Raw genomic sequence first — 14,896 nt, forward strand, 5'->3', positions numbered from 1 at the left:
CTCTGCTCCCGGGTCTATCTATCCTCAACCGTCACAAGAATATCACCTGATTTAAGCTTCCCCTGATATCGCTTCGCCTGGTTCTCTGGTACCCCGAGACGAACAAGCTGATCATAAGGGTCGGTAATATCGTCGGTAAATGTTTGTTTGATTTTTTCCATGAATGAATGGTCTTTGCTATCCTTTGGGATGCCGCTTTCCATCTTCACATCCGTTTGCCATTGCAGGCGGCCGGTGTTTTTCTTATTGGTCACAACAGTGATATCTTCCGGCTTGTATCCTTCTACTTCCAATTCCTTAACCGCGGTAATCGCTTCGTCTTCTTTATTGCAGGCTGTGACAATTTGTCTTGCCATGGCTATCTCCTCCTGTGCCTGTAAAGTTTTACATTAAACTTTACCACCAGAGCAGCCGCGGTAAACCGCAAGCACAGTCACGTGTCCCCATGCCGTTTTTTCATTCTGCCGGTATGAGGGCCTAAGCGCCTGACTTTGAGCCACTTGTTATACAACGCAGCGATCCAGTTCAGCAAAAATTTCGGGAACTGTTTTGGGAAATAGGGCCGCTGGTAAAACAGGAAGAAAGCCTTTTTCAGGTCTTTCCATTGCCGCAGTCCATTGGCTTGCCTGAATCTGGCCACATCAATCAGCCGTATCTCTCCATCTGGTGTCAATAAAATATTTTTCAGATGCACATCGGATGGAGTCAAGCCGACACCCGCGGCCTCGTACAGCGCCTGATCTGTCTCGTGCAGCATGTCAGCAGTTAACCGGATGCCAAGCCGCAAACAGTCAAATAGCGTCTGGCCAGCTATATAATCAATCTCGATATAATTTTCTCCGAATTCGTGTAAGGCCGGATAGTAGGGACTTCCCTGAAGCTGCTGATAAATTTCCGCTTCCACATAAGCGAGATGCGCAAATTCAGGAAAAAATACTTTGAGCGCCCTGCCCGTGGAAGCAATCCGAAACACAGCAGCACTCCTGCCTATGCCAATCAATTCCAGAGAGGGATCTTTTCGCACGACAGATGCCTGGTGTTTCTCCAAACTAAATTCAACACTACCTGCCAACACAGCTGTTGGACTCAACTGTCATTCTCCTCTCCCATTGATCTGCCTGGTGCGGCTGTTTTATGAACACTCCTCAGCTATCAAAATCAATGGTTTCTTCTATTATATAGGAGAATAGCGGCAATATGTAGCGAAAAACCCCTATGTTAAACAGACAGCCCGTTGTATAATGTAAAAAAAGGCAGGCGGAGGGGGATGTATGCAATCAATTAAGCAACAGCATCGAGAAGATTTTTTTGAAACCGTTATCGAAAATGCTTATTACTGCTTTGTCGTCGTGGATAATGAGGGGTTTATCACCTACATGAACAAAAGCTATCTCCGCTTTCTGGAAGTGGAGAATGTAGTGGGCAAGCATGTCACCGAGGTGATTGAGAATACACGAATGCATACTGTGGTAGAAACAGGCAAGGAAGAGATTGCCGACCTGCAGTATATCCGCGGCAATTATATGGTTGCCAACCGTATCCCTGTTAGGTCCGGCGGTGAGATTGTCGGTGCTGTCGGTACGGTCATTTTCCGTGACACCAAGGAATGGATGAAGATGAACAGCCATATCAAGGATTTGCTGCTGGAGATTGAGCATTACCGCAGCCAGCTGCAGAATCTGCACGGGAAAACCTATTCTCTCGGCGATATTGTCGGCAGTTCGAGACAGCTGAATGAACTAAAAAATAAAATCAAAAAAGTTTCCCCTGGCGACGTTTCGGTGCTGATAAGGGGCGAAAGCGGCACAGGAAAAGAGCTCGTCGCACACAGCATTCACCACTTAAGTGAACGGAGCAGGAAGCCGTTTGTTGCGGTAAACTGTGCGGCGATTCCGGAGCACCTCTTGGAATCCGAACTGTTTGGCTATAAAGAGGGTGCATTCACCGGGGCAAAAAAAGGCGGCAAGACGGGAAAATTTCAGCTGGCAAACGGTGGCACACTGTTTTTGGACGAGATCGGCGACATGCCGCTTGCCACCCAGGTCAAAATTCTGCGTGTGCTGCAGGAGGGAGAGGTCGATGTGGTTGGCGGCACTGCCCCGCAGCCAATTGATGTTCGGCTGATCGCTGCGACCAATCAGCCACTCGAAAAACTAATTGCAGCACAGCGTTTCCGCGAGGATTTGTTTTACAGGATTAATGTCATTCAGCTGAGTATTCCGCCATTACGTGATCGGATGGAGGATATCAGGGTGCTGGCCAATTATATTCTTCACAAAGTGACAAATCGGACAGGGAAGCGGGTGGTGTCATTTGATTCCAGGGTGCTGGACCGCCTTATGCACTACCACTGGCCAGGTAACATACGCGAACTGGAGAATGTGATTGAATCGGCGGTACATTTAACGAACAATGAAGTGATAAACGTGGAGGATTTGCCGGAAAGCCTGCAGACAGATGCCCCGGCCGTCACAGAGCAGACAACATTAAAAGAAAAGTTGGAGCAAACCGAAAAATCCGCCATCCAGCATGCTCTGGAAAAAAGCAGTGGTGATAAGGCGGCAGCAGCCAAGTTGCTTGGCATTGGAAAATCCAGTTTATATGATAAGTTAAAGAAGCATCAGCTCTAATTCCGGAAATCCGGAATCCGTTTTCCGGGTTTCCGGAATGGCTTGCTGTATTGAAGATGTAAGGGATCACAAAGATATAACTCTCTTTGGGAAAAACCTTTGTTCCGCAAACTCGGAATAAAGGTTTTTTCCTTATGGAGCAAATAGCCGGCACAGCAAGGATTTCATTTACACAAAAGTTGGCATAGTTTTTGCTTATTAAATAGTTGAGAGGAGGTAGTAAGCAAATTTAAGTTTGATTGATATGTAAGCGGTTACTGTACGTGGATTTGAACGTGATTGCTTAAGCCGGTATTCCTTTTTCAAGAAAGCTGATTTGGCGAATAAGCCAAACACAGGTAAAATGATCAGGGGTATGGGAGAGTTTGGGTTTCCCTGCGATAAAGAATTTGTAAGCAGCATGGATTCGCTCGCGACAAAACAATTTCGTCCACCATAACCCAAAACTTACAAACTCAAGAGGAGGACATAAATAATGACAAAAAAGCAAGTAGTTTTCATAACTGGAGCAGCTAGCGGAATCGGCTATGAGATCGGCACGGCTTTTGCCAAAAGCGGTGCAAGTGTGGTGTTCACTGATATCAACGAAGAAAAAGTCAAGCAGGCTGCTGCGGATGTCGCAGCAAACGGGCATGACTGCCTTGGGCTGAAATGCGATGTCACCAACGAAGAAGAACTAAAGCAGGCAATTGATCAAACGGTGGGGGCATATGGCAGGCTCGATGTGCTGATCAACAATGCCGGCCTGCAGCATGTCGCTTCCCTGGAGGAATTTCCGACAGAGAAGTTTGAGCTTATTACCAAAGTGATGCTTGTGGCTCCATTTATGGCAACCAAACTTGTTTTCCCGATTATGAAAAAGCAGGAATCGGGCCGGATTATTAATATGGCATCAATCAACGGGCTGATCGGCTTTGCCGGAAAAGCTGCCTATAACAGTGCAAAGCACGGGTTGATTGGATTAACCAAGGTAGCAGCATTGGAAGGAGCGGATCATGGCATCACGGTGAACGCAATGTGCCCTGGCTATGTTGACACGCCGCTGGTCCGCAATCAATTTGAAGATTTGGCGAAAAACCGCAATGTGCCAGTGGAAAAAGTCCTGGAGGAAGTGCTTTATCCGCTGGTACCGCAAAAACGACTTTTGGAAGTTAAGGAAATCGCCGATTATACGATGTTCCTCGCCAGTGATCAGGCAAAAGGCGTCACGGGGCAGGCGGTCGTGCTGGACGGCGGTTATACTGCACAATAAAAGACAGAAAAAGAACGACCAAGGAGGGGTTTTATGTTTGGTATTATTCTTGGCCTCATTGTGCTAATGGTCCTTGCCTATCTGGGCTGGTCGATTATTTGGGTAGCGCCGATCGCGGCCGGCGTGGTGGCACTTACCGGCGGTTTGGATTTGCTGGATGCCTATACCAATACCTACATGGGCGGTTTTGTGGACTTTGCCAAGCAATGGTTTCCGGTATTTATGCTTGGCGCGATTTTTGGAAAATTGATGGAAGATACGGGGATGGCTAAATCTGTCGCCGTTGCATTAACGAAAGTAATAGGGACAGACCGGGCAATTTTGGGTGTTTTAGTATCGGCTGCTGTCCTGACATATGGTGGTGTCAGCCTGTTTGTCGTCGTGTTCGCGGTTTATCCGCTTGCCCTGACGTTATTTCGCGAAGCTAACATCACGAGGAGATTGATTCCGCCAACCGTGGCGCTTGGGGCATTCACGTTTACTATGGGTGGCTTGCCCGGGTCGCCGCAAATCCAGAATCTGATCCCAACCGATTATTTTGGGACCACGGCGATGGCTGCGCCGATCATGGGGATTGGTGCATCGATTGTCATGGCGGTCGGCGGGTACCTGTATCTAAGGTGGCGCGAGAAAAAGGTGACAGCTGCCGGGGAAGGATACACGGAACCAAAGGATAACAAAATTGTCGACACGGGTGGTGATGCTCCGCATTTCTTTTTATCTGTCTTGCCGCTCTTGGTGGTGCTGATCACACTTAACGTACTGGGCTGGCACATCATTGTGGCGCTGCTCTCGGGTATTGTATTAATCATGCTCTTAAACCTGACGAAATTTAAAGGGTTTGTTAAAGCGATCAACAGTGGTGCGGGCGGATCAGTTACGGCGATTATCAACACAAGTGCAGCGGTCGGTTTTGGTACAGTTGTGCAGGCAGTTCCCGGTTTTGGCAGACTGACAGAACTGCTAATGGGCATCCGCGGCAATCCACTAATCTCCGAAGCAGTAGCGGTCAACCTGCTTGCCGGTGCGACTGGTTCAGCCTCTGGCGGGATGGGGATTGCCCTTGAGGCACTAGGTTCCCGTTATTACGAAATTGCCCAGGAAACAGGAATTGACGTGGAAGCCTTCCACAGAATAGCTTCCCTGTCAGCCGGTGGTCTTGACGCCCTGCCTCATAACGGTGCAGTCCTGACCTTGCTGACAATCACCGGCATGACGCATAAAGACAGCTATAAGGATATCTTTGTTGTTGCTGTGCTGATCCCGATTGTTTCGGTGGCTGTGGCGATCTTGCTGGCGTCGATAGGATTGTATTAGTTTTTTAGAGGAAATAGATTAACAAAAATAGGCCTGGGAGATACCCGGGCTTTTTCTGTTTTCGTCTTTGCTATCTTTTTCCAAAATGTTTTGATAAAATGAAATAAAAATCTAGTTAACAGGGGTGGAACCAATGAAACTCGTAAATTATAAAATGAAACAGCGTCCCGGGCAGGCAAGGATGGGCTGTGTGGTGGGCGAAAATGTATATGATTTGCAGGAGGCATATCGGCAACTACTTCTGACAAAGCAGGAGAACGACCTGGTCTGCAAAGTGGAGACACTGCTTCCGGCAGATCCCGGCGTATTCTATGCCCTGGGTGAAGAGGAGATGAACCGGGCGAAAGATGCTGCTGCTTTCATTGAGATCGGTCAAAACTTTTTTCCGCATTTTTCCCGAGATGAAGTAATCCTCGGCAACCCCGTTCCACGTCCATCAAAGATAATTTGCGTCGGGAAAAATTATGCTGATCATGTTGCCGAAATGCAAGGGGTCCCCGGCGCCTCCGCATTGCCGGAATTTCCGGTGCTTTTCGCTAAATATGCAACTGCATTGATCGGACCGGAAGAAAAAATCGAGAAACCCTCGGCTACAAGCAGCCTTGATTATGAAGTGGAGCTTGCAGTAGTTATTGGAAAACACACCTCCAAGGTTACGAGACAGGAGGCGCTGAATCACATTGCCGGCTATACCATCGCCAATGATACAACTGCCCGCGACCTGCAAAAACGGACACCGCAATGGCTGCAGGGAAAATCACTTGATCGCAGTACACCAGTGGGTCCATGGGTGGTAACTGCCGATGAAATAGACGATCCGGCAAGTCTGACAATAAGTTCTTATGTCAATGGGGAATTGCGGCAGTCGTCCAACACTAAGCATATGATCTTTTCCATCTCTCATTTAATTGAATTTATTTCCAGCTTGATTACACTGCAGCCAGGAGACCTGATTCTGACTGGAACTCCAGATGGTGCTGGAGCCGGAATGAACCCGCCGAAATTCCTGGAAGCAGGAGATACCGTAACCCTGGAAATTGAGCAGATCGGGCGGATGGAAAACAGTGTTGTAAGTTCTTAAGCTGCGTTTGCAGGCTGATATTAAAAATTGTAATTTACTCGTGAAACAAAAAATGGCTACCAGAGGAGTTCAGATGGCTTCTACTATTATTTTAATCGGTCCAATTTGTTCTGGCAAAAGTACAGTGGCTGAGGTGCTCTCAACTAAAACGGGAATTCCTCAACGACCAATGGATGATTTGCGATTTGACTATTATAAAGAAATTGGGTTTAGTACAGAAAAACAAAATGAAATACGTGAAAATAATGGTTATATGGCTATGTATCAGTATTGGAAGCCGTTTGAAGCCCACGCGGTTAAAAGGGTGTTGGAAGATTATCCGAATTGTATTCATGATTTCGGTGCAGGACACTCTGTTTATGAAGACCAAATTTTATTCAAAGCAGTCAAGCGTATTCTCAATGGTTACGAAAATGTATTTTTATTGCTGCCAAGTCAAAATGAACAAGAATCCATTAATGTCTTAAACGAAAGATTAAAAGATGTGACCACTAACAATGAAGTGTATAGACTAAATGAGCACTTTGTTAAAAACAAGTCTAATAAGCTGCTAGCTAAATATACTGTTTACACAAATGGCAGTTCTCCAGAAGACATTGCTGATGAAATAATTGAAATGTCTTCGATCAACTCGTAGCATTTGTTTCTAATGACAGTTGCTTAAATGACTAATAGGTGATCGCATGCTGTTCAATTGTCGGGCACGAGAATAATAAGGAGACACAGCAGTTTGGAATTGTTAAGGGGGAGTCAAATGAATAATGTTAAAGCTTCACAGGGTAGTGTGACTAATGGTAAAGCTATTGCTTCTTTAGTTCTTGGGATTCTTTCCATTCTTTTCGTCATATTAGGTTATGTGGGCTTAATTCTTGGTATTGCTAGTTTAACCCTCGGGATTATTGGATTACAAGAGACAAAAAGTTTGAAACAAGAAGGAAAAAAGCTTGCTGTATCAGGGATAGTTTGCAGCGGTTTAGGTATTTTGCTGCCGATAATTTTGGTTGTTTCTGCAATTATTGCCTTTATGAATATGGCCAGTTAATGGAATAACACCTTGTGAAAATAACCGGGATTTGTAATCGACAGGTATGAATAAATCTCATTTATATATTAGAGGTGGGACATTTGTTACTAGTATTGAGAGTTGTATTTGCGGTTATTGCAATCGGTTTCTCAGTGTATGTCTTAATATCTGACAGCAATGAGCCTGAGCAATTTCCTTATATGCTATTTTTTCTAGGAGCTTTGATGTTAGTTGTGGAAATTTCAGAATTAAAGGCAAATCCGGACGATCCTAAATTAAAGGCTAAACGGAAGACAAATGCAATAATGTCTTTCTTTACATCCGCATTTTTATTTTTTGTATCTGTGTATTTGTTTTTTAATTATGTTAGTTAGCAGGGGTAGTTTGATGAAGAATATTATCTTGCAGTTAGTATGATGATTGTGAACACAATGTTGTGGTGGTAGATTTTCGAATTAGAAAAAGGAGTTGAACTAATGTACTCTGGTATTGTGGCTGCAGTACTTGTCATCTTTATCGCTGCTATGGGCATAAATGCTAAAAGGAAGAAGTAAACGAAAAGTTCCTAATGGAAAATTTGATTCTACAAGGGAGGATTATTTATGGTAAATAATTCAGATTTGAAGCACCTCAGGCGTTGCATTGAACTGGCAAAAACTGCCCTGGAGAACGGTGACGAGCCATTTGGTTCCGTCCTTGTCTCAGCCGATGGCAAGGTGCTTGCGGAAGACCACAACCATGTTTCAGGTGGCGACCAGACCCAACACCCGGAATTTGCTTTGGCGCGCTGGGCGGCAGGGAATATGACATCTCAAGAAAGAGCAGAGGCGACAGTATATACCTCGGGTGAACATTGCCCTATGTGTGCTGCAGCCCACGGACTGGTTGAGTTGGGCCGAATCGTTTATGTAAGTTCCTCTAAACAGTTGGCGCAATGGCGGAGTGAAATGGGAATTACTGGGTCGCGCGTTCGTAACCTTTCGATTCAGGATGTTATTCGTGATACCACAATAGAAGGCCCTGTTCCTGATCTCGACGAGGAAGTACACCAACTCCATCGTCAATTTTACACCGGAAGACGTTAGATAAATAGGAGGGAACTCGTTGAATGCACTAATACTACAGATAATCTTTATTTGCGGAATAGTATATGGTCTTATTATGTTCTTTATTGTTATACGAAAGGGATCTAAAATGGAAAAATATCAGTTGATGCTTTCCATTTCATTAGTAGTTATGTGTACCACTTCCTTCCTGCTGACACTTTATTAGCAGCCATCCGTCCTTGCGTATAAGCGCTATATCATGGATAAGAATAACAGCTGCAAGGGGGAGATAATTTGAAAAGGTTATTTGGAGTTCTGCTATTAATTCTGATGATCCTTGTTTTAAGTGCTTGCGATAATAACAATTCCCAAGCCAATATGAATACGGTTTCTGCTGCTGATTTATCATAGATGGAATCCGCCATTCTTGCTACTGCTTCAGAGCAATCATTTGTAATTGATTTCCATAAAGGCAGTGAATACAAAAATGTCTCCGTATGGATTGAAAAATATGAAGACGGAGAGCTGGCTGATGATGAAATAGGGCGGCTGTCACTTATGGCAGAGGAAACAGGGTCAATTATCTTTACATTACCAAAGGAAAATGAGGAGGAAAAGAACCGTACATTTAATATCGGTATCACCAGTGGCGGCAGCACAGCTTCATCGACCGGCTTGGATAATAATCTGGATGAAAAGTCCAGTCTTAGGGCCAGCTTTCAAGTAGGTGAAACATCTTTAGAAGAAGGGGAAGCGGTACTGGCGGGCATTGTTTATTCCGATGACGAAAATGGTACGACATCAATTTCCGCGAATTTTTATGAAGATCCTGGTGAAATGGAAAAGTACGATGTGGTCTATTTATTTAAAGCTGCTTTTGTTGAGTAGGATTTAGGTGAAATTAACCTCCAGTACACCAGCTGACAGCAGAAAGCACAAATCTTGCATAAGGCACGGTTCTTCTTATTTATTTTTAGGAGGGGTAACCTTGTTAAAAAATAGATGGATAGGTTGGCTTTCTCTACTTCTCAGTATAATCCCTATTGTTGTTTTTATAGCGATTCTTGGTGGCGCAGATATATCTAATTTTATTTTGTTTTCTCCGTTATTCTTATCCATTGTTTTAGCGGTTATTGCAATCATAAATAAAGCTGAACTCAAGTTGGTTCCGGCTATTGCTTTAATTTTCTCTGTTGGGAGTGGTGCGTTTTTCTTACTGATTATCACTGTGTCAGGAATGGGACAGCCTACATAAATAGATTGTTTCGCGTAAATACTTTGTTAGTCTTAGAACAAGGGACAATTGTCACCTATGGAAATAAGTTATTCCCAGTGGCTGACTTAAAAGCTAGCATCCGTAAAAGTAGAGAGAGACTATGTTCACCTCTATAATCGGGAGAACGCATAAAAAGGTGGCATGAATTTTCCAATTATTTTTTGGGGAAATTGCTTAAAAGTATGGTATAATGGAAGCAACTTGAGAGAATCCCTGTCCGAGGAGGGTAACGATGGCGTTCGCTTTAGCGATTTTCATCACAGGGACCGTGCTGGCGGTGCTGACGGTTTCCGTGCTGTTCCGCGGTACATCCCAGCGGCTGAATAGGCCAAAGGAAGAAATGCAGCAGCAGATCGGCAGCCTGGAAGAGCGGGTGCGTGATTTGGAAGAAAAGGATCAGCGCTAATTGCGGTTACTCTGCCTCATTTAACCGCAATGCTTGTCTGGCCAGCCGGTCTGCGTGGTGATTCTGCTTTTCCGGAATCCATTTAATGAAAAAATACGGAAAGGCGTTCGTCCGCTCACGGATGATTTCCAATAGAGGCAGGAATTTACGATTCTTGGTAAAATCCTTCTCAATCGTTTCAACCACAAGCTTGGAGTCGGAGCGAAAAGAAAGGATTTCATCAGGAAAAGCCTGGCTGCAAACTTCCAGTGCTTTAATGACTGCGTGAAATTCGGCCTCATGATTGGACATACTTCCCAGAGGAAAGGTGTGCTCCTGCTGCTTCCCATGTGCTTTAATAAAAATCCCCGCCCCGCTTAATCCGGGATCCCCGCTTGCCGCACCATCTGTATATACTTCGATCAATGGGTTTTCTCCTTTCTTCGGTAGGATCTTATAGATTCAGTATAACAAGGGCAGACAGTTTTTGCTTTAGAGAAACCCCTGCTACCCTCTGTGGATTGAACCATTTGTATAACTTCGCTATACTTGAAACGAGTATACGCATTTCACATATATATTCAAATGTATACGTCTTTTCCATATACTTTAAAAAGTATACGTACTAATCATATACTTTTGCATGAACCGTTTGGAGGTGTTAAGGTCCCATGAAAGAATATTATGCCTGTGTGGCACTTGATGTGGCGGGATCCAGGAAGTTAGATTTCCAGGAGGTCGAGAACATACTGCATCTGCTTGCAAAAGATTTAAATGACAAGCTGCAAGGCAAAATGCTGATGTCTTTTCGCATTCGAAACGGTGATGAGCTGATCGGTGTAATAAAAGATTTCCGGGACAGCTTCCGGGTAATCAGGAGAATTCTGGAAATAGTCGAAGAGAACAGCGAAATAGCCTTTTATATCGGTTGTGGATTTGGGGAGGTTGCCACCAGAAATAAAACGGATGAACATATTTCCAACGGCAGTGCCATCATTCATGCGATAGAAGCAAGAGATTCTTTTTTGAAGAAAAACGATCCCAAGGCTGCCGGCTGGAATAAGCCGTGGAAAAATAAGGTTTTTTACTACACGGAAGAAGTTCCTTATCAGGTAATCAATTACTCGCTTTACACGATCAGGCTGCATAAGCGGAACATGACCAGCAGGCAGCGGGAAATCATTATGGAAGTGGAGAAATACCCGGACCGCACGTTGGGAGAGATCGGAAAGGCATTTGGCTACAAAAATCCCAAAGCAAGTGTGCGCAATCATTTAACAGCAGCCAACTATCAGCTGGTTAAAGAAATGGAAGAAAGCTTAGAGGATTTGCTTGGTTTCTATCAGAAATTGCTCCAGGAGGGTGGGTAGACAAATTGGTTTATTTTCTATTATTGCTGTTCGGCCATTTTGTCTCAGACTTTCTGCTGCAATCGGATCAAATGAATGCCAGGAAAAAGGAAAAGCATACGCGAATCAGAGCGTTAATGGAACATGTGGGTATTCATATCGCGGTTTACACTTTGCTGGTTGCATCATGGCTGATATCGCAGCAGTCCCTTTCCGTCCAGACTGGTCTCAGTTTCGCTGGTATTTTTCTGATCGTAGGGGTCATCCATTTCGGAATTGATTTGGCCAAATTGAATCTGGACAAAAGGCTGACTTCACAAATACATAAGGCCTTGGTGTATCTTGCTGATCAGGTGCTGCATATCGCAGCCATAGCTATTGTGCTGACGGTGTTTAACTTTCTGCCTGCCTCCCTTTCCAGTTGGGCAGAAGGATTTTACCTTTTGTTCTTTGAAGGGATCAATCTATCGGACTTTGAAAAACTTTTGGCCATGGGGATTCTGCTCATCCTTAATACATACGGAGCCTCCTATCTGATAGCGATTCTGCTGCAAAATCTGGCTCCACCGAAATCGACTACTAACACAAGTATCGAGGAGCGGGAGACAGAGGAGAAGGGAAGCAGGTCACTATCTAAAATAACCACCCATGTTACAACACATTATCCGGAGCAGTCTATGAATCTGGGAAGGTACATTGGTATTTTGGAGCGACTGCTGATCATGGTTTTTGTGATAAATCAAGCTCTGACCAGCATCACGGTGCTCGTCGCGATGAAGTCGATTACCAGATTTAAGCAATTTGAGGATAGAAGGTTTGCCGAGTATTATCTGGTGGGCACACTTCTCAGCATCGTGGCGGCTGTTTTAATTGGATATGCTGCGGTGAGGGTTTTGTGAGCTGAGTGCGTTCAATCAGCGGTGAGTCCAACTAAACGGGGGGTTTAAACCAACCGACGAAACCAAAGCAGAAGAGGTGTCTCAAATGAAACCGAGAATGGTTCAGGAACAGCGGCTGCAATGGAAGATGAACCAGTCGCTTTTGCAATCCATCCATATTCTGCAGTTTTCCGGGCTGGAACTCTTGGATTATATTCAGGAGGCAGCCAAGGATAATCCGCTGATTGAAGAGGTGAATTATGATGCCGATCTGGCCACCTATCGTTCGGAACATGCTTCACCCGCAGAAATTGGGGAGATTAACCCAACGGAGCTCACGTTTCATGAGCAGCTGAAAAGCCAGTTGTATACGCTGGATATTCCCGGGGAAATAATGCCGGTGGTGCTTTTCGGGATTGATTCGCTGAATGAGGATGGCTACCTGGAGATTGATCTGGATACTTGGGCTGAAGCTTGCGGGGTTACCAAAACTGCCACTGAAAATGCGCTGGAGATGATCCAGTCGCTTGAGCCGGTGGGTGTTGGAGCGAGAACCTTGACGGAATGTATCCTGCTGCAATTTCGGCAGTTCACAGGGGAGCACCCATTTATCAAAGACTTGTTGGAAAATCATTTGGAATGGATCGCGGAGGAGGACAAGCAATCGATCAGCGACAATTATCAGGTCTCTGAGGAAGCTGCATCAGAAGCGATTGATTATGTGAAAGCCTGTCACCCCAAGCCTGGACAATTGTTGACAAGTGAAAGGTCAGAATATATTATTCCAGAAGCATCCGTTTACAAAGAGGACGGTGTGTGGAAAATATCCTTTTATAAATGGAATACTCCTGCTATTGAGGTGAATCAATCCTATGCGGAGCTGATGGAAAAGGATAAAGCAGCCGCGGATTATTTGCGTGAAAAATATAAGCAGGTCGAGTGGCTGAGACAGGCGATTTCCTACCGATCGAATACTCTACATGCGGTGATCCGGGAAATTGTAGAGCGGCAATATCTTTTTTTCGAGCATGGTAGTTTCATGCTGCAGCCACTAACCTTAAAGGAAATCGCTGATGAAGTGGGGGTCCATCTTTCTACGGTAAGCCGCGCGATTCACCATAAATTTATCCAAACCACTCAAGGGGTGGTTGCGCTGAAATTTTTCTTTCAGCCAGGAGTAAGGCAGCCGGATGGAAAACAGACCTCGGCTTTTGCGATAAAAAAACTGATCCAGGAATTGATTCAGCATGAGGATAAAGCGAAACCTCTGTCGGATGAGGCGATCCGGAATAAACTGCAGGCGGAATTCCGCATTTCTGTGGCTCGGCGCACGGTGATGAAATACCGGGAGCAGCTAAATATCCCCTCATCGGTAAAACGAAAATAAAGGAGCGAACCGCATGCAACATGTGATTTTATATAAAAAAGAAAACTGCCCGCTCTGTGATGACGCAGAGGCGCTGTTTGATTTGTTGAAACATGACTACTCGTTTGAAGTGGAAGAGCGGGACATCCACTCAAACGATGACTGGCTGGAGGCTTATCAAATTTCCATCCCGGTTGTGCATATAGGAGAAACCGAACTCGATGCATCGGAGATTACATATGAGAAGCTGGAGCAGGCCTTGAAGGAACTGAAGTAATGGTTTCTTAGAATGATAAACCCTTCCTGAGAATAAGGTAAATAGAGGGAGGGGTTTATTATGGCTGGCGGAGATAAGCATATTGCCAAGGGTGTCGGGAACCAGATTAAAGGCGAAATCAAGGATCAGATAGGGAAAGCAACAGATAATGAGAGATTGCAGGCGAGTGGGAAAAAGGATATAGGGAAGGGAACATCCCAGAAGGCTTTTGGTGATATGAAGAAAGGAAAACTGAAGTAGGGTGTACCACTTCAAACATAAGGGATTTCAGACGATAAAAATGCTGAACCCCTTTTTTTCTTTTTGTCAAATTAGCATTACTGAGTAATATTACCCACAAAATATACCTCGGAAGATAAGGGGAAGAATCAATACAAGGTATATGCAGCCAGCTAGCGTTCATTTGACAAAGAATTCAGTTTGGTATTTGATACAATATGAGAGAGACACAGAATCAAAGAAGGGATTTTATGTCGCAAAAGAAAATCGAGCAAAGAGTGAGGGCAAAAGCAACAGAGCTGTTAATGGAGAAAGGGTATATTAGCCCGGTAGATTTGCTGGTTAGGATGGACAGACTAACGCCAAAGCAAGTGGAAGACTGGCGGCTTAAGCGGATACCCTATCTGGAGCGTGTGGCAGTTGGGGGACTTGGCAAGATGAATCACATATTAAAGACTTTAAAGAAATTCGCGCAGGAGCAAAATCTGAAACCATCGACCACAGTATATAAATCCGGGGGAAAAGGCCCAAAGAAGCAGCTGCAGTTTTCTAAATCCGGCATCCCTTATATGGAGGAGCAGTACTCTACGCATTATGTGCGGAGGTAGAAATTGGGACGAAGATCTAATAAATAGCATAAGTATTTGGCAGCAAAACGCTTGGCAATTGACATCTAATGATATGCTCCCCTTAAGGTAGACAGGTTAAAAAATAAAACTTGTTTATCTTAGGGGGATTTTTGTGTCTAAAAGAGCTTTTACTCCAGAATATAAGATGGAAGTCTTAAAGGTGTGGG

Annotated in this window: 20 protein-coding genes; 17 read left to right on the forward strand and 3 right to left on the reverse strand. The window is 44.6% G+C overall.

The features are described 5' to 3' along the window. Nucleotides 1–14: 14 nt before the first annotated feature. Both CEG13_RS03950 and CEG13_RS03955 read right to left on the reverse strand, forming a co-directional pair. Nucleotides 15–356, reverse strand: coding sequence for a general stress protein (locus CEG13_RS03950; protein ID WP_100010502.1), 342 nt, complete (start codon nucleotides 354–356; stop codon nucleotides 15–17). A gap of 77 nt (nucleotides 357–433) precedes the next feature. Next, entirely contained in the window at nucleotides 434–1,090 is a 657-nt protein-coding gene (locus tag CEG13_RS03955; RefSeq protein ID WP_100010503.1) for a serine/threonine protein kinase, read from the reverse strand. 181 nt (nucleotides 1,091–1,271) lie between these two features. Between CEG13_RS03955 and CEG13_RS03960 the strand changes: the two genes are divergently transcribed. The 11 genes from CEG13_RS03960 (at nucleotide 1,272) to CEG13_RS18690 (ending at nucleotide 10,032) form a co-directional block, all read left to right on the forward strand. Then, the gene (locus CEG13_RS03960) at nucleotides 1,272–2,630 is read left to right on the forward strand and encodes a sigma-54 interaction domain-containing protein (protein ID WP_100010504.1); all 1,359 of its coding nucleotides are present in this window, start codon (nucleotides 1,272–1,274) and stop codon (nucleotides 2,628–2,630) included. Between the two features lie 475 nt (nucleotides 2,631–3,105). Next, nucleotides 3,106–3,882: a 3-hydroxybutyrate dehydrogenase gene (locus CEG13_RS03965; RefSeq protein WP_100010505.1), complete on the forward strand. Its 777-nt coding sequence runs from the start codon at nucleotides 3,106–3,108 to the stop codon at nucleotides 3,880–3,882. Between the two features lie 33 nt (nucleotides 3,883–3,915). Then, on the forward strand, nucleotides 3,916–5,199 hold the full coding sequence (locus CEG13_RS03970) for a GntP family permease (protein ID WP_100010506.1): 1,284 nt from the start codon (nucleotides 3,916–3,918) through the stop codon (nucleotides 5,197–5,199). 133 nt (nucleotides 5,200–5,332) lie between these two features. Beyond that, a complete protein-coding gene (locus tag CEG13_RS03975; RefSeq protein ID WP_100010507.1) occupies nucleotides 5,333–6,280 on the forward strand; it encodes a fumarylacetoacetate hydrolase family protein in 948 nt (315 codons plus the stop codon). A gap of 73 nt (nucleotides 6,281–6,353) precedes the next feature. Beyond that, a complete protein-coding gene (locus CEG13_RS03980; protein WP_100010508.1) occupies nucleotides 6,354–6,917 on the forward strand; it encodes a shikimate kinase in 564 nt (187 codons plus the stop codon). Between the two features lie 117 nt (nucleotides 6,918–7,034). Beyond that, complete coding sequence (locus CEG13_RS03985) at nucleotides 7,035–7,322, forward strand: DUF4190 domain-containing protein (protein WP_100010509.1); 288 nt, start codon at nucleotides 7,035–7,037, stop codon at nucleotides 7,320–7,322. Nucleotides 7,323–7,405: 83 nt separating this feature from the next. After that, nucleotides 7,406–7,678 (forward strand): hypothetical protein, encoded by a 273-nt coding sequence (locus CEG13_RS03990; protein ID WP_100010510.1) that lies wholly within the window; start codon nucleotides 7,406–7,408, stop codon nucleotides 7,676–7,678. 228 nt (nucleotides 7,679–7,906) lie between these two features. Further along, nucleotides 7,907–8,389 (forward strand): nucleoside deaminase, encoded by a 483-nt coding sequence (locus CEG13_RS03995; protein ID WP_100010511.1) that lies wholly within the window; start codon nucleotides 7,907–7,909, stop codon nucleotides 8,387–8,389. Between the two features lie 372 nt (nucleotides 8,390–8,761). After that, entirely contained in the window at nucleotides 8,762–9,238 is a 477-nt protein-coding gene (locus CEG13_RS04000) for a hypothetical protein (RefSeq protein ID WP_100010512.1), read from the forward strand. A 100-nt stretch (nucleotides 9,239–9,338) separates the two neighbouring features. Beyond that, nucleotides 9,339–9,605 (forward strand): hypothetical protein, encoded by a 267-nt coding sequence (locus CEG13_RS04005; protein WP_100010513.1) that lies wholly within the window; start codon nucleotides 9,339–9,341, stop codon nucleotides 9,603–9,605. A gap of 253 nt (nucleotides 9,606–9,858) precedes the next feature. Beyond that, nucleotides 9,859–10,032 carry a hypothetical protein gene (locus CEG13_RS18690; protein WP_158234644.1) on the forward strand — a complete coding sequence of 58 codons (174 nt, stop codon included), beginning with the start codon at nucleotides 9,859–9,861 and terminating at the stop codon, nucleotides 10,030–10,032. Nucleotides 10,033–10,038: 6 nt separating this feature from the next. Here CEG13_RS18690 and CEG13_RS04010 read toward each other — a convergent pair whose 3' ends face one another. After that, the gene (locus tag CEG13_RS04010) at nucleotides 10,039–10,437 is read right to left on the reverse strand and encodes a ribonuclease HI family protein (protein WP_100010514.1); all 399 of its coding nucleotides are present in this window, start codon (nucleotides 10,435–10,437) and stop codon (nucleotides 10,039–10,041) included. A gap of 245 nt (nucleotides 10,438–10,682) precedes the next feature. Here CEG13_RS04010 and CEG13_RS04015 point away from each other — a divergent pair, with 245 nt between their 5' ends. The 6 genes from CEG13_RS04015 (at nucleotide 10,683) to CEG13_RS04040 (ending at nucleotide 14,708) form a co-directional block, all read left to right on the forward strand. Then, complete coding sequence (locus CEG13_RS04015) at nucleotides 10,683–11,381, forward strand: hypothetical protein (RefSeq protein WP_100010515.1); 699 nt, start codon at nucleotides 10,683–10,685, stop codon at nucleotides 11,379–11,381. Nucleotides 11,382–11,386: 5 nt separating this feature from the next. After that, complete coding sequence (locus CEG13_RS04020; protein WP_158234645.1) at nucleotides 11,387–12,259, forward strand: DUF3307 domain-containing protein; 873 nt, start codon at nucleotides 11,387–11,389, stop codon at nucleotides 12,257–12,259. Between the two features lie 85 nt (nucleotides 12,260–12,344). Next, on the forward strand, nucleotides 12,345–13,625 hold the full coding sequence (rpoN, locus tag CEG13_RS04025) for an RNA polymerase factor sigma-54 (RefSeq protein WP_100010517.1): 1,281 nt from the start codon (nucleotides 12,345–12,347) through the stop codon (nucleotides 13,623–13,625). A 13-nt stretch (nucleotides 13,626–13,638) separates the two neighbouring features. After that, complete coding sequence (locus tag CEG13_RS04030; protein ID WP_100010518.1) at nucleotides 13,639–13,881, forward strand: glutaredoxin family protein; 243 nt, start codon at nucleotides 13,639–13,641, stop codon at nucleotides 13,879–13,881. 60 nt (nucleotides 13,882–13,941) lie between these two features. Further along, nucleotides 13,942–14,121 (forward strand): CsbD family protein, encoded by a 180-nt coding sequence (locus CEG13_RS04035; protein ID WP_100010519.1) that lies wholly within the window; start codon nucleotides 13,942–13,944, stop codon nucleotides 14,119–14,121. 230 nt (nucleotides 14,122–14,351) lie between these two features. Next, nucleotides 14,352–14,708 carry a hypothetical protein gene (locus CEG13_RS04040; protein ID WP_100010520.1) on the forward strand — a complete coding sequence of 119 codons (357 nt, stop codon included), beginning with the start codon at nucleotides 14,352–14,354 and terminating at the stop codon, nucleotides 14,706–14,708. Nucleotides 14,709–14,896: the final 188 nt, after the last annotated feature.

This window comes from Lentibacillus sediminis (assembly GCF_002763455.1).
Taxonomy (GTDB): Bacteria; Bacillota; Bacilli; order Bacillales; family Amphibacillaceae; genus Lentibacillus_D; species Lentibacillus_D sediminis_A.